This is a genomic window from Bartonella sp. CE47NXGY (assembly GCF_042195415.1).
Lineage (GTDB): Bacteria > Pseudomonadota > Alphaproteobacteria > Rhizobiales > Rhizobiaceae > Bartonella.
The window spans coordinates 1-13979 of record NZ_JBHIOI010000016.1 but is presented as its reverse complement, the minus strand read 5'-3'; the positions used below and the strand labels follow the sequence as shown (position 1 = coordinate 13979).

At 36.0% G+C, this 13979-nt stretch carries 10 protein-coding genes and 2 pseudogenes; 9 read left to right on the top strand and 3 right to left on the bottom strand.

Going from position 1 to position 13979, the window contains the following annotated elements:
* The first annotated feature begins 217 nt into the window (after positions 1-217).
* The 4 genes and pseudogenes from ACFIL3_RS06035 to ACFIL3_RS06020 form a co-directional block, all read left to right on the top strand.
* Positions 218-1036 (top strand): MetQ/NlpA family ABC transporter substrate-binding protein, encoded by an 819-nt coding sequence (locus ACFIL3_RS06035; protein ID WP_375681929.1) that lies wholly within the window; start codon positions 218-220, stop codon positions 1034-1036.
* A gap of 48 nt (positions 1037-1084) precedes the next feature.
* Positions 1085-2119 (top strand): methionine ABC transporter ATP-binding protein, encoded by a 1035-nt coding sequence (locus tag ACFIL3_RS06030; RefSeq protein ID WP_375612288.1) that lies wholly within the window; start codon positions 1085-1087, stop codon positions 2117-2119.
* On the top strand, positions 2112-2771 hold the full coding sequence (locus ACFIL3_RS06025) for a methionine ABC transporter permease (RefSeq protein ID WP_375609233.1): 660 nt from the start codon (positions 2112-2114) through the stop codon (positions 2769-2771). Before ACFIL3_RS06030 ends, ACFIL3_RS06025 begins: the two co-directional genes overlap by 8 nt.
* Positions 2772-3222: 451 nt before the next feature.
* A pseudogene (locus ACFIL3_RS06020) lies at positions 3223-3521 on the top strand (integrase); the annotation flags it as partial.
* 171 nt (positions 3522-3692) lie between these two features.
* Here ACFIL3_RS06020 and ACFIL3_RS06015 read toward each other — a convergent pair.
* Positions 3693-4172, bottom strand: coding sequence for a MaoC family dehydratase (locus ACFIL3_RS06015; protein ID WP_375651325.1), 480 nt, complete (start codon positions 4170-4172; stop codon positions 3693-3695).
* 163 nt (positions 4173-4335) lie between these two features.
* Between ACFIL3_RS06015 and ACFIL3_RS06010 the strand changes: the two genes are divergently transcribed.
* Positions 4336-5670 carry an NAD(P)H-dependent oxidoreductase gene (locus tag ACFIL3_RS06010; protein ID WP_375612286.1) on the top strand — a complete coding sequence of 445 codons (1335 nt, stop codon included), beginning with the start codon at positions 4336-4338 and terminating at the stop codon, positions 5668-5670.
* Positions 5671-6480: 810 nt separating this feature from the next.
* Here the strand turns inward: ACFIL3_RS06010 and ACFIL3_RS06005 are convergent.
* Complete coding sequence (locus ACFIL3_RS06005; RefSeq protein WP_375612285.1) at positions 6481-6837, bottom strand: hypothetical protein; 357 nt, start codon at positions 6835-6837, stop codon at positions 6481-6483.
* A gap of 2188 nt (positions 6838-9025) precedes the next feature.
* On the opposite strand from ACFIL3_RS06005, the gene ACFIL3_RS06000 reads away from it, so the two are divergent.
* The 3 genes from ACFIL3_RS06000 to ACFIL3_RS05990 are packed head-to-tail and all read left to right on the top strand — an operon-like array spanning position 9026 to position 11795.
* The gene (locus tag ACFIL3_RS06000; protein ID WP_375612284.1) at positions 9026-9769 is read left to right on the top strand and encodes a creatininase family protein; all 744 of its coding nucleotides are present in this window, start codon (positions 9026-9028) and stop codon (positions 9767-9769) included.
* A 21-nt stretch (positions 9770-9790) separates the two neighbouring features.
* On the top strand, positions 9791-10813 hold the full coding sequence (locus ACFIL3_RS05995; RefSeq protein ID WP_375681928.1) for a CobW family GTP-binding protein: 1023 nt from the start codon (positions 9791-9793) through the stop codon (positions 10811-10813).
* 10 nt (positions 10814-10823) lie between these two features.
* Positions 10824-11795, top strand: a complete 972-nt coding sequence (locus ACFIL3_RS05990; RefSeq protein ID WP_375613645.1) for a WD40 repeat domain-containing protein — start codon at positions 10824-10826, stop codon at positions 11793-11795.
* Between the two features lies 1 nt (position 11796).
* Here the strand turns inward: ACFIL3_RS05990 and ACFIL3_RS05985 are convergent, their stop codons facing one another.
* Positions 11797-11940 carry a hypothetical protein gene (locus tag ACFIL3_RS05985; RefSeq protein WP_375681927.1) on the bottom strand — a complete coding sequence of 48 codons (144 nt, stop codon included), beginning with the start codon at positions 11938-11940 and terminating at the stop codon, positions 11797-11799.
* A 388-nt stretch (positions 11941-12328) separates the two neighbouring features.
* Here ACFIL3_RS05985 and ACFIL3_RS05980 point away from each other — a divergent pair.
* A pseudogene (locus ACFIL3_RS05980) lies at positions 12329-13091 on the top strand (autotransporter outer membrane beta-barrel domain-containing protein); the annotation flags it as partial.
* Positions 13092-13979 lie beyond the last annotated feature (888 nt).

Here is a 13979-nt window from a genome sequence, read left to right as displayed (position 1 = left end):
ATAAAAGAATTAATTATTTGAATTTCAGAGAATTTCTATGAACAAATGATGATCAGCCCCCAAAACAACTAAAATAGAAGGAAAAATAATACTCTTTTAAAAATAAAAGTGATTGAATATTCTCTAAAGCTTGTATAACTTTAAATCTGCCTAAAAAGATACAGAGTATATTGAAACTTCCCTCAAAAAATTTCTCGAAAAAGAAAGTTAAAAGCATATGACATTAAAAAATTTTTCTCGTAGTCGGATTATAGGATTATTCCTCTCTCTCTTTGCACTTTTTTTGTCTACTGCTTTTTCCATGGCCGCAGACAAAACAAAAATCAAACTTGGTATTATGGAAGGGCGGGATGCGATTATTTGGAAAACTGCTGCTGAACAGGCTAAAAAAGTCGGTTTAGATATTGAACTCGTTTATTTTTCTGATTACGCTTTGCCTAATGATGCTGTTAACGCAGGAGAGATCGATGCGAATGCTTTTCAGCACGCCCCTTATCTTAATGAACAAATGAAACAACGTGGCTATAAACTTTCAATTGTCGGCTATACATTTATTGCTCCAATCGGTGTTTACTCACACAAAATAAAAGACTTAAAAGATCTTCGTGATGGTGCACATGTTGGTATTCCGAACGACCCATCTAATGGTGGAAGAGCCTTACTTCTTCTTAATTCTTTAGGTCTCATTAAGTTAAAAGATCCTCATAATATTCTTGCATCTCCACTTGATATTATCGAAAATCCTAAAAACCTGCAAATTCGTGAGCTCGATGCCGGTATGTTAGGACGAGCTATTGACGATTTTGACCTTGCAATTATAAACACAAACTGGGCTATTGTTTCCGGATTAAACTTCGAAAAAGATGTAGTCGCATGGGAGAGCGCAAAAAATAATCCTTATGATAATATCATCGTTGTACGCACGAGCGAAAAAGATGAACCATGGGTTAAAAAATTAGTTGCCGCTTACAACAACGATCTTATCCGTGCAAAAATCAAAGAGATTTTTGGCAATACCGCCCAAACATCTTGGTAATTGTGCCAAATATCTGAATAACTGTGCCAAATATCCGAGTAATTGTGAATGGAAAAACCTACTCTTATCTCCTTAAAAAACATCAGCCGTTGTTTTAACAAAACGGCTGGTGTTCCGGTGATTAATAATCTCTCTTTAAATATCCATGCTGGTGAAATCCTTGGCATTATTGGGCGCAGTGGAGCAGGAAAATCAACACTTATTCGCTGTTTAAATGGGTTAGAGAAGATTGATGCAGGGTCCATTTTTTTTGAAGGTGTTGATATTTCTAATCTATCAGAGATAGAATGGGCGCCTTACCGTCAACGAATTGGAATGATTTTTCAACATTTCAATCTTCTCTCATCGCAGAATATTCTTGATAACATTGCATTGCCACTTAAATTAAGTGGTGTAAGTAAAAAACAACGCCACAAACGTGCCCTTGAACTGATTGAATTGGTTGGGTTATCTGGGAAAGAATATTGCTATCCGGCACAATTGTCCGGGGGACAAAAACAACGCGTTGGCATTGCTCGTGCGCTTGCTGCTAATCCTAAAATATTGTTATCAGATGAAGCCACCTCTGCTCTTGACCCTGAAACAACACAATCTATTCTAGAGCTCCTTGCTGATATTAATAAACACCTCAATCTCACGATTGTGCTCATCACCCATGAAATGGAAGTTGTGCGCACCATAGCGCATCGCGTTGTTGTTCTTAATCAGGGAAACATTGTAGAAGAAGGACGTGTGAAAGACATCTTTACATCACCGCAAGACGATACAACCATAGCCATGCTCAAGCTTGTAACCCCGCAACTTCCTGAAAAATTTGCGAAAAATCTCAAACCAATCGGACGAGAAGCTGTCATTGAAATTAATATTGCCGGTGAAATTGCCCAGCAGCCTTTTCTTCATCTTCTAGAAAATGAGAGTGGTTTAAAAGCACGTATTTTGCATGGTGGCATTGATACAGTTCAAGATGAAACCATCGGGAGACTCTTCTTGGCTCTTCCTGGAGAAGATAAAGAAGCTTTAGAAAAAGCTGTTCAATGGTTAACGAAAAAAGGACGATATTGTGAGGTCTTAGGCTATGTTTAATGTTCTGTCTCATGAACTTCCCCAAGCTGTTATTGATACAATATTGATGACACTTAGTGCTTCTGTTATGGCATTTATTATAGGGCTTCCCCTTGGTCTTCTTCTTCACACAACAGCACGCGGAGGGATTTTTTCCTCATCTCTCATCAATCGCCCTTTAAGCATGATCATTGACAGTATTCGTGCCATTCCCTTTATCATTCTTGCATTTTATCTTCTTCCCGTTACGCGTATCGTTGTAGGAAGAGGGATAGGAATGCCTGCTGTAATTTTTATACTGACCATTTCAGCTATCCCTTTTTATGCACGCATGGCGGAACTCTCTTTTAAAACCGTTGAAAACGGTCTCATTGAAGCGATCCGCTCGATGGGTGCAAGTCGTCTTCAAATTATCAGACATGTTCTTATTCCTGAAGCTCTCCCTAGCCTGATTACAGGTTTTACAGTCATGGTCATTTCTCTTATAGGAGCCACCTCACTTGCTGGATATCTTGGTGGAGGCGGTTTAGGGGATATGGCAATCCGCTATGGCTACCAACGCTACAATACCTTCATCATGACCATCGTCATCATCCTTTTGATCGTGCTTAATATTACAACCCAATGGACTTCTGATAAAATCGTACAAAAACTTGATAAAACAAAACATTAAAAGACTTAGAATTTCACATGCCAATACCATCATCCCCTTTGCCACTTTCCAAGTGCACCAACCCTTGCCTATCGAAAACACTCATAAGAGATTAGAAACTTTTTTCTTAAACAGTTTTTATCTCTCCCCATCCGTTTGTAACATGAAAGAAAATAGTTTTAATGGCTTTAATATAAAAGAATATAAAAGGGGATAAAATAAGAGATCTCACAGTATGTGAGACTCTCTTTAAATTAAGACATTGACCACAACCTCTCCAAACCGTAGATAACACATTGAATTTATAATGATAATATGGCGTTATTCATATTGAACGAGAACTCTGAATACCGTAAGATCCTCTCATTCCCAATTTATTCCATATAGAATCAACCAAAACCTCTCGCTTACACGTTACAAGCGGGAAGAGCCGTGTGAGTAAAACTATACAAGAAAGAAAGGCATGCCTCTTATGAATTATCTCAAGCGCCAAGACCTGTCTTAACATTGGCGGCTAGCATATAATATGATGGTGCCAGCTTTCTTCTTCACAAGCATAAAGATAGGGGTGCTCAATGGCTTTATCGTTATACTATTCACAGGCGCCATTGCGAAATGGGCGTGACGAACGTTGAGAGATGTTGCTTTAAAATAAGCCCGTGAATTGGCAACGCAAGTATATTCCATTTGAAGCGTTCTGTTTTACGTGATGGGTATGATCCCATTAAAGAACGCTATAAACAAAAGCGTGAAGCAATGCACTATCTTCATTAGGAAACTCCTCTTCAAAACGATCTAGGAAAGATAGCAACCTGCTATGGCTATCAACGCTATGATAGCTCCACCATATCTATTATCCTATAGATTATTCTCAATATCATCATTGAAGAAACTTCTAATAGAATTGTATAAAAATTTTATAAAATAAAGCACTCAAATAATCTAGATATTGGAAGGTTTTTCTTCCACAACAGCAACAATAAGCCATTGAGCTGTAAGAGCTGGTTTTTTTAACTTTTCAATTTCCACCGTAACCCCATAATGGAAAACCACTCGACCAGAAGGACGAATTTCTGCGTCGTCTAACACAAAACGCGCACGTATCCGTACCCCTGTTTTCACAGGACTCATGAAGCGTACTTTATCGAAACCATAATTAATCCCCATTGTGCTCCCTTCTAACTCTGGAAGAGCTTCATAAGCGAGCTTAGACAAAAGCGATAATGTTAAAAAACCATGAGCAATCGTGCCGCCAAAAGGTGTCTTTTTAGCCTTTTCCTCATCAACGTGTATCCATTGATGATCATCTGTAGCACATGCAAACTGATTAATCATATCCTGTGTAACAAGACGCCACTCCGATAATCCCACTTCTTTCCCAATAAAACTGGTGACATCTTGTACTGTTATTTTTTGCTGCATAACGCTATTCCTATTTTATTTGATAAAAGAAACCACCCCTCTTGCTTTTATAAAATCCATTGATTAGAGCATCAAGAATAAAAGATTAATTGTCTTAAAAACAAATGCACCTTATGAATGAGAAAAGTTCTTTAGCAGAGTAGTTTTCAAATAGGAAAAAAGAATGGCAAGCAATGTGAACCTAACAGGTTTAGCGCATGATTTGAAACAACGTGCAGAAAACCATCCCCCTATCCGTATTGGACTGATTGGTTGTGGTGAAATGGGCACAGATTTATTATCAAGTATTGCGCATATGGATGGTATAACAGTCGCTGCTGTAGCCACGAGGACACCGTCACGTATTTTTGATGCCGCTACACTAGCCTATGGCGAAGATGGACATGTCTGTGAAGTTGAAAATACTTATGCTCTCACCCAAAGCATTGAAAAGGGTTTGATTGCAGCAACAGATGATATTAACCTTGTTTTGCGCCATGAACAAATTGATATTATCGTTGATGCAACAGGCTATCCCGAAGCAGGAGCAGAGATTGGTATCAAAGCGCTTGAGAATAACAAACATCTTGTCATGATGAATGTTGAAGCAGATGTTACAATTGGCGCTTATCTCAAACATGAAGCAGAAAAACGAGGGCTCATTTATACACTTGGTGCCGGCGATGAACCTACTTCTTGTATGGAACTCATAGAATTTGTTTCAGCCCTTGGACATAAGATTGTTGCAGCGGGTAAAGGAAAAAATAATCCTCTGCGCTTTGATGCTACACCTGACGCTTACGAAGAAGAAGCATTCCGGCGTAATATGAATGTGCGCATGTTGGTTGAATTTATTGATGGTTCCAAAACGATGGTTGAAATGGCAGCCATTGCCAATGCCACCGGACTTCTCCCCGATTGCCCAGGAATGCATGGACCACGAGCAGCGCTACAAGATTTAAACAAAGTGCTTATTCCAAAACAAGATGGGGGCATTTTACAACAATATGGTGTTGTAGATTATTCAATAGGTCCAGGTGTTTCACCTGGTGTCTTTGTCATTGCCGAAATAGCACACCCGCGTTTACGCGAACGTATGGAAGATTTAAAAATTGGTCAGGGGCCTTACTTCACCTTTCATCGCCCCTATCATTTAACAGCAATGGAAGTTCCCCTCACCTGCGCACGTATTATGCTTTATGGCAAAAAAGATATGGTTCCTCTTAGCCATCCCGTAGTAGAAGTCTGTGCTGTTGCTAAAAAAGATTTACATCCAGGTGATCAGCTAGACTTTATCGGTCTTTATACTTATCGTGCTTGGATAATGAACATCGCAGAAGCACGCGCTCACCACGCCATTCCTTGTGGCCTTTTAGAAAAAGCAACAGTAACAGCTACAATTAAAAAAAACGAACTCATTACAGTACATAATACTGCTATTCGTGAAGATCAATGGATTGCACGTCTTCGTGCTAAACAAGACCTTTTACTTCATTACCCTTCTTCCGCTAAGCTATAAATACTCCTGAATTACCTTACTTAACAGTATCCTTCCCTTAGGCAACAGAATAACCCAGAATACACTTCTATCGCAAATACAGGTTTATGTTTTAATAAAAGCATTTTCCAACGATGCACATCACCACTTCCCTCTCACAATATGTCCCGTAAATGCGACAGTATAAACCACCCCATGAGATGGCATAAGATTCATTGTGTATCACTATCTTTACTCTATGAAGATACAAACCAGCACCATCATTTATTTTCCAATACTACAACAGTCCTTGAACCTTAGAGATAATTAATGAGAAGAATTTTTAGTCTTTTTTTTAATAATTTTATCCATACACGAACGCAACTTGTTATACGTAAAAAATACTTCTGATGGATTTAACATAAACAAATTTAAAATGATAAATAATAATTTCTCATTTTTCTTATTGCATGAGAGCCATGGATATAGGGATATTTTTTATTTTATCCCCTTATGAAAGATAAAAAAATTTAAAAAGGATAAAATATACCTTTGACGAATAATCTTCATATGAGAAAAGGTAGACAATATTAAAAGACTGATAAAGATAGTAAGTATACTAGCCTTATTACTAGAAAATAATCATAAACTGTAAAAAAAAATCAGGTTACGCTAATTTGTAAAAAACAACATAAATGTAGGATCTTGAACTTTAATAATGTTAATAAAAGCTACATTTAGTATTAAGATTAGTGATTTTATTATCTAGTATAGTATAAATAATAAAATATTTATTTTTTAAAAATAATGAAGTGAACAAAAAAATCCTCGACTCTGTCGATGAGCTTCCTACTAAAGTGTACTAAATATTGCAAAAAGAGTTACAACAGTACCTAATACATCCCCAATACATAAAGAAGCAAGAAGTGATAAAATACTTATTCCCCCCCAAAAGGCTGAACCTGAAAAGGCAGCAGCTTTTTCAGGTTTCCCTAACGCAATAACATCTTGTTCCTCAACGCCTTGAATAACAACTCTATCCACAGCTTTAATAGCTACATTTTTTTCTAGTGTAGGAATAGTAATTGCCATTCTCTCTTGAACTTTATTTTTTACAAAACTTGCATTTCCCTCTATAGTTTGTATAAAAAAAAGAATAAATAGTGTAAAAGTAAATGAACATACACGATTTTTAAATATTTTAAACATAGCTTTCTTTGCTCCTCTTTTTCTTCACTGAAAAAATGAAAGAATATTCACATATATAAAAACCAAAAATTATATTTAATCATTTATATAATTGCACATAATAAAATATTATATGTAATTTTGTTATTATAATATAACACATTATGTATTACATGTAAAGATAAAAAACAATAAATGATAAAAATAATTTATTCCTTTTACGCCATAATAACTCAAGATACCAACAGTAATATTTTGTCATTTTTATTGCTATAATTAAAAATAATAATAATTTATTAAATTTCTTATTATAAGAAATATTACGAAACAAATTCATTTAAAAAATTATATAATAGAGCTTTTATAAATAATTTAAAATGTAATTAATTTTAAAGAACTATAAAATTTAAAACTGCCAATATAATGATATATGATTGTCTATTATTTCAATAAATATAAAAATGAAATTGGTATCAAATAAAAACTTGATCTAAAACAAATCTATCCTAATAAAACAAATTTAAATAGTGTACTATTTTTCTATAAAACAGGTATAAAGTGTAAAAAAACAATTAAGATCTCTATCTTCAAATGGAAGAGACGTTAATAAAATGATTCTCAACTTTTACTGATATATAAAAAGAAAAAATACTGCATAGCATCTTAAAAAAGGTAATTCAGCCCCCTTTATCCCATACAGCATAAAGAACACAAAATATTGACTTTCAAACCTAACAAAACAAACGCATAAAATAAGTAAATCTATCAGATTTACAAAACCATTATAAGCAATACTAGAGCTCCAACAAACTACCTAAAATTAAATAAAAAGAGAGTCATGAAAAATGAAATGATCCCCAAAATACTGAAAAAACTTTCTTTCTTAATTTTCATAAAAGTTATTCCATATTTTTCGTCAATATTGTAGATCACAACCATATTTATATTTTAAGTAATTATATTTACTCTATATTAGTAACAAATAATTCTCTTTGAACGAAATTTTTAGCAATATTCACATAACTGTCTGCAATTTGTGAAAAACGAATAATAATAAATAATTGATTAAATGCTTGAAAGAAAAGGAATAGAGAAACTTACTAAAAAATTGCATTTTTAAAATACCAACTTAAGTAGCGCATTGAAAAAATAACGCCATGAAAACTGATATTGAATGATAAATTCATCAACCGATCACTTTAATCGCAAAATATTAATCTATAATAATAATTTATTGTTTTGCATGTTGAATGAGAAAGCTGACGATTATAAAACTCTCTTAATTTTAACTCTGTTTATATTGAATCAATCAAAATTCTTCACTTGCAAATCACAAACGAGATCGGTGTGTGTGTGTAAACACACTTGAAGAAAGGAAAATATCACTTATGAGGTATTTTAACTAACAAGCGCTGTTAACACAGTATTGAAAACTAGCAAAGTGAATGATGGTGCCCATTTTTACTTTAAAAGTGTAAATATGGTGGAAAACAATAGATTTTATATTATAAAACTTTACCGTTATACTATTCACGGGCGCCGTTGCAAAATAGGCTTGGATACCTTGAGAAATGTTTCTTTAAAACAAAAGCGTCAATGTGCAACACAATGGCGTTCTGTTTATTATGTATCCAACGGTGTTTCTTGTATCCAACGGTGTTTCTTACTGAATCATCTTATAAACTGCTCTATGAGATTACAAATTCATCTTAGTGAATTCTTCCCTTTATATTTATTTTTTCTCATGAACACTAAAATCTGTTAAGACACTATCCAAAGTAAAATCAATCAACAAATATTTCCATTCTTTTGTAATATACAGATAATTGAATAGAGTTCCTGATTGCAACAAAAGTTTGTAATATTGCAATAGTAGAAATACTTTGATCATCCTCTCTCCATAATAAAAGAATAATATGTAATTTACAGAAAAAATTATATATTTAATATATACTTATTAAAAATGAGAATATAAATCAGAAATACTTATAAAAGACAACTATCTTGAGAAAGATTGCCTAATATTACAGAAAAATTGCGGTGGCTTTGCTCAATAAAAGCTTCTCTATTTTTAACAAAGCTCTCATTTTTATGCATCCATATGTGATGTAAAAAGATGCCTATTTGCGTTTCTCTTATAGATAGATTAAATAGTGACAGCACCTTTGATCACTTTGTCTCTTTTGACTTCTCTTTTGGGCATTAATTTATGGTATCTAACCCACCTTTTCTCGCTCTTTTACCTTTGGGTGCACATGAATATCACGGAGAGCACCTTCCTTTCGAAACCGACTGGATTATTGCTGAAGCTTTTGCAAAAGCCCTCACTTTACAAACAAAAGAGCAGTTTCATATCGCACTTTTACCGGTTGAAAAGATTGGCTATTCTATAGAACATATGGATGTTACAGGTACACAAACCCTTACCTTTTCTGATGCGATTAAGCGATGGATAAAGATTGGTGAAAACTGTTATCACAAAGGGATCAACCGTCTTCTTCTTCTCAATGCTCACGGAGGAAATTCACCTTTAATGAGCATCGTTATCACCGAATTACGAAGGCGCCTTTCGATGCTCGCTGTAGCAACAAGCTGGAGCCGTTTTGGTTTACCACAAGGTCTCATGGAGCCATCTCAACAACATCTTGATATCCATGGAGGCTTTATCGAAACCTCTCTCATGCTCTATTTAGCACCAGAAAAAGTCCATATGGAAAAGGCAGAAAATTTTCATAATAAACAAGCGGATATGATTGCCAATTATCGGTATTTACGTGCTTATGGTCCTCATGCCTTTGGTTGGACAATGAAAGATCTAAATACGCAAGGTGCGGCAGGAAATGCAAGCAAAGCAACACCACAAGCCGGTGAAGCAATCTTTTCTCATGTTCTGTCTCAGCTTCGTGATTTACTTGATGATATCAATCGATTTAACATAAACACATGGCAATAAAGAACAATAAAAGGTCTCTCCATGGAAATGATACACCCCAAAAAACTTCCCGTTACGGTTCTCACAGGCTATCTTGGTGCTGGAAAAACCACCCTTCTCAACCGCATTCTCAGTGAAAATCATGGCAAACGTTATGCCGTCATTGTCAATGAATTTGGTGAAATTGGTATTGATAATGACCTGATTATTGAATCAGACGAAGAAATTTATGAAATGAATAATGGCTGTGTTTGCTGCACCGTACGTGGTGATCTCATTCGCATTTTAGAAAGCCTGATGCAACGTTCTCATCGATTTGATGCGATCATTATAGAAACGACAGGGCTTGCTGATCCCGTTCCCGTAGCACAGACTTTTTTCATGGATGATACTATCCATGAAAAAACAGCTCTCGACAGTGTCATAGCAGTCGTTGATGCAAAGCATTTTCCCTCTCAATTAAAAACAAGTCGTGAAGCTGAAGACCAAATTGCCTTCGCGGATATTATTCTTTTAAATAAGATTGATCTTGTCACCCAACAAGAACGCAGCCATGCTGAATCCCTTATTCTGGCCATTAATCCCAGAGCCATAATTTACGCAACAGAGCGCGTTAACATCCCTGTTGATAAACTCCTCGATCGTAGTTCCTTTGATCTCCAACGCACTTTAGATAATGATCCCCATTTTCTTGACCATCATCACGCAGATCATGTATGTGATCCCGATTGTAATCATGATCATGACCATCATCACGCATCCACCATTCATGATATTACCATCACTTCTGTAAGTTTAAAAACAGATGCTCTGCAACCAGAAAAGTTTTTCCCTTGGATCCAGCAGGTTACACAGCAACAAGGACCTGATATCTTGCGTCTTAAAGGCATTATCGCCTTTCAAGGAGACGATGATCGTTACGTCATTCAAGGGATACATATGCTTCTTGAAGGACAACATCAACGCCCATGGCGTGAAGATGAAAAACGAGAAAGCCGCCTTGTCTTTATAGGACGCTCTCTTGATGCTGAAAAATTAAAAACTGGTTTTGAAAATTGCGCATAAGTGAGTGATAATGCCAAACATTACCCATTATGATCTCAAAAGTTACTGCCTTTCCTGCGGTTTTATAGGCAATAAACCAGCCTTTGTTTCCGTAGAAGGTCTCATTGTTTTTTTTAATCCAACCCCACAAATCGTTGAAGTGCACCAAGGAATAATTTCAAGCCATTTTTCCCATGACAATACCGCGATCATCACCGGTGGAGAAGATGGAAAAGTCTGTCAAACAACCGCAGCAGATCACACGGAAGTGTTAAGCCAAAAAGAACGCAAATGGATAAACAACGTTGCTTTTGGTCCACAAAAAGCTTTTGCTTTTTCCTCCTCACGCCTCGCATTTGCGCATATTGGAAAAGAACGACAAAAGCTCACACATGAACGCAGTGTAGAAGGCCTTGCTTTTGCCCCAAAAGGTTTGCGACTTGCCGTTGCCCATTACAATGGAGTCACTCTTCATTGGTTATCAACGCAAATATCTCCCACCACATTGGTATGGAAAGGAGCTCATTGTGGTGTCACCTTTTCACCAGACAACCGCTATGTCATTTCCACCATGCAAGAAAACGCCTTACACGGCTGGCGTCTCACTGATAATCAGCACCTCCGCATGAGTGGCTACCCAAGCAAAGTCAAAAGCTGGTCTTGGAGTGCAAAAGGAAAATGGCTAGCAACATCAGGTGCCTCTGCCGCAATTGTTTGGCCCTTTCATACAAAAGATGGCCCCATGGGAAAAACACCTCTAGAACTAGGCACACGAGCAAATGCACTTGTTAGCACCGTTTCATGCCACCCAAACAAAGAAATTGTAGCAATAGGCTTCAATGATGGAATGATTTTAGCGGCACAATTCCATGATGGAAAAGAAGTCCTTCTAAAAGGTTATGGGAAAAGTGCTATCTCAGCACTTAATTGGGATCAAGCAGGGCAAAACCTCTCCTTCGGTAGCGAAAATGGTGAATGTGGTATAATCAAGATCACTGATTAAATTAAGCACCCAAAAGCGCAATCATCGCCGATAAAGAATGCCCACACAATACTCCAGAAATCTTATCCCCTTGCATCTCCAGAGCTCTCAGAAATCCTATCTCCCTAATCTCCCCCCAAAAATCTCCTAAAATCTTCGTAATCATTAAATCTTCCCTCTTCCTTTCCTCCCCCCTTTAGACAAGAAAATACCTTAAACATGTTTTTTGACCTTTTAACATTGCTACCCCCATACAAGAATAAAAACATCACTCTCAAGACCGCCCCCCATCTCCCTATAAACATCTATATAGGCTACATACTTCCACAAAAGCATTTTTCTTAAAAATTCGGCAAAAAATAGCTGATATCATCATTGAAACAACGATTTATTCTTACGATCAGAAGAAGGGAATTCAACACTATTTTCCTAAATAAAAAATTTTTTGATTTCCCCCTCCAAAGAGCAAAGTTTCCTACGAGCAGCCTTCCACACTTTAGTTTCTTGCCTAGAAAATTCTATCTAATAATCATTTCATGGAACTTCTATTACCGCCCTCTGTTCCGGTATCTCCTTCATCTCCGGATTCTGTTCCTTCTGCTTCTTTCCCATGTTAAACCAAAGCCTTCTGGGTCTTCTGACCCTTTGGATTCCTCGTCTAATCTCCAAATTAGAGCGGTTGTTCCACAGGTTCCAACTTATCTTCTTTTGCCAAATGCCTTATTTCATGCTGGTTTAGTGGATATGACCACGCAAAATAAGACGTTAGAGACAATGCGGAATGCTTTTCATTCCTTTGGGAAAGATGATAAAAAGACAGCCTTTTTTCTGCGTGCTTATGGGGGGAGCCATCACTATGCTTCCAATTTATCTGCTTTTGAATATGGTTATGGTGCTGAGCTCGATTATAATGCATTTCAAGCAGGTGTTTTGTTAAACGAGATTGAGAGTTTATATGGTCGTACATTCTTTGGAGTTTTGGGGAACTATGGAAATCTTTCTCTACACCCTCAGGATGTTGAACAAAGCAAAAAAAGCGCATTTAATAAATGGTCTGTTGGGGCTTATGGAAGTTTGCAGCATGATACCGGTTTTTATATGGATGGGGTGTTATCGTATGGCCTTTTTAAAGGTGATGTTTTGACACGAGCACGGGGTAAAGCTATTGCCAAGGGTAAACAGTTTAGCGGTTCTTTAACGAGTGGCAGAACGTTTGCAACAGGGTATAAAGGTGTTGTTTTTGCTCCGCAGATTCAGGTTGTTTATCAGCATCTTCAGTTTAATAAGACGCGTGATATTGATTTAGGAAAATTTCATGCAATAATTCAGAATGCTCATTCATCATTTTAGATATTGAATAAAAACTAAATATTATAAATTTCTTTCATTTCAAACCTGTTTATATTTAATCAATTAACCCCTTGTCCATCACAAACGAAGCTGGCATGCAAAGAAGGACTTTTGAAAAAAGGTAAATTACTTCTTATGAACATTCTCGAGTGCTAAAATCTGCGCAAATATTGAATGCTGAAAAAAGAATGGTGATATCCGCGCATGACCGCAATGAAAATAATATCCTGTATCTTATCGAAATTTCTCTGCCACCTATCACTTACAAAACAACAACCATAGCAACACGATAAAGCATACTTTACTTTTATTATAATTTGACCTCAAACTCCCTCTTTTTGCTCTAAAAATAAGTATCTATCCAAAATTCTTAAGTAAACATCCTAAAAAAGAAACAAATAATATGCGTATTAAATGATATAAACGTGAATAAAGTTCTAAAACAAAATTCAAAACAATGCATAAAACTCATAAAGACTAAACTTATGATCTATAAAAATGAATAAAGAAATGGACAAAAACAACCACCTATATCGTCTCTTTTGAAAGATTATGCCGAAAGCATTCAGCATTCAAACTTTTCATATTCACAATGAAATCTGTCCTCATATCTTAACATCAAAAATTTTAGAAAAATTTCTCATCGCATAAAAGAAAGCATCTATTGTAATCTTTTATATCAAAAAATAACCATATTGATGAAGCAAAATAAATTTTAATACATTAAAAGGCCGAAAATCTTCTGCCTTTTAACTAAAAATACATATTGCAGCTCATCAAAAAAGGTGGCGCAATCCAGCAGAGAAACTCGTTCCAGAAAAACCAATTTTCTTAAATCTATGCTGATAAGTGACA

What these genes read in the sequence shown, in the direction of transcription:
- ACFIL3_RS06030 (WP_375612288.1), top strand. Translation starts at nt 1,085, where the DNA reads ATGGAAAAACCTACTCTTATCTCCTTAAAAAACATCAGCCGTTGTTTT.
- ACFIL3_RS06000 (WP_375612284.1), top strand. Translation starts at nt 9,026, where the DNA reads ATGGTATCTAACCCACCTTTTCTCGCTCTTTTACCTTTGGGTGCACAT.
- ACFIL3_RS06015 (WP_375651325.1), bottom strand. Translation starts at nt 4,172, where the DNA reads ATGCAGCAAAAAATAACAGTACAAGATGTCACCAGTTTTATTGGGAAA.
- ACFIL3_RS06025 (WP_375609233.1), top strand. Translation starts at nt 2,112, where the DNA reads ATGTTTAATGTTCTGTCTCATGAACTTCCCCAAGCTGTTATTGATACA.
- ACFIL3_RS05985 (WP_375681927.1), bottom strand. Translation starts at nt 11,940, where the DNA reads ATGATTACGAAGATTTTAGGAGATTTTTGGGGGGAGATTAGGGAGATA.
- ACFIL3_RS06010 (WP_375612286.1), top strand. Translation starts at nt 4,336, where the DNA reads ATGGCAAGCAATGTGAACCTAACAGGTTTAGCGCATGATTTGAAACAA.
- ACFIL3_RS05995 (WP_375681928.1), top strand. Translation starts at nt 9,791, where the DNA reads ATGGAAATGATACACCCCAAAAAACTTCCCGTTACGGTTCTCACAGGC.
- ACFIL3_RS06005 (WP_375612285.1), bottom strand. Translation starts at nt 6,837, where the DNA reads ATGTTTAAAATATTTAAAAATCGTGTATGTTCATTTACTTTTACACTA.
- ACFIL3_RS06035 (WP_375681929.1), top strand. Translation starts at nt 218, where the DNA reads ATGACATTAAAAAATTTTTCTCGTAGTCGGATTATAGGATTATTCCTC.
- ACFIL3_RS05990 (WP_375613645.1), top strand. Translation starts at nt 10,824, where the DNA reads ATGCCAAACATTACCCATTATGATCTCAAAAGTTACTGCCTTTCCTGC.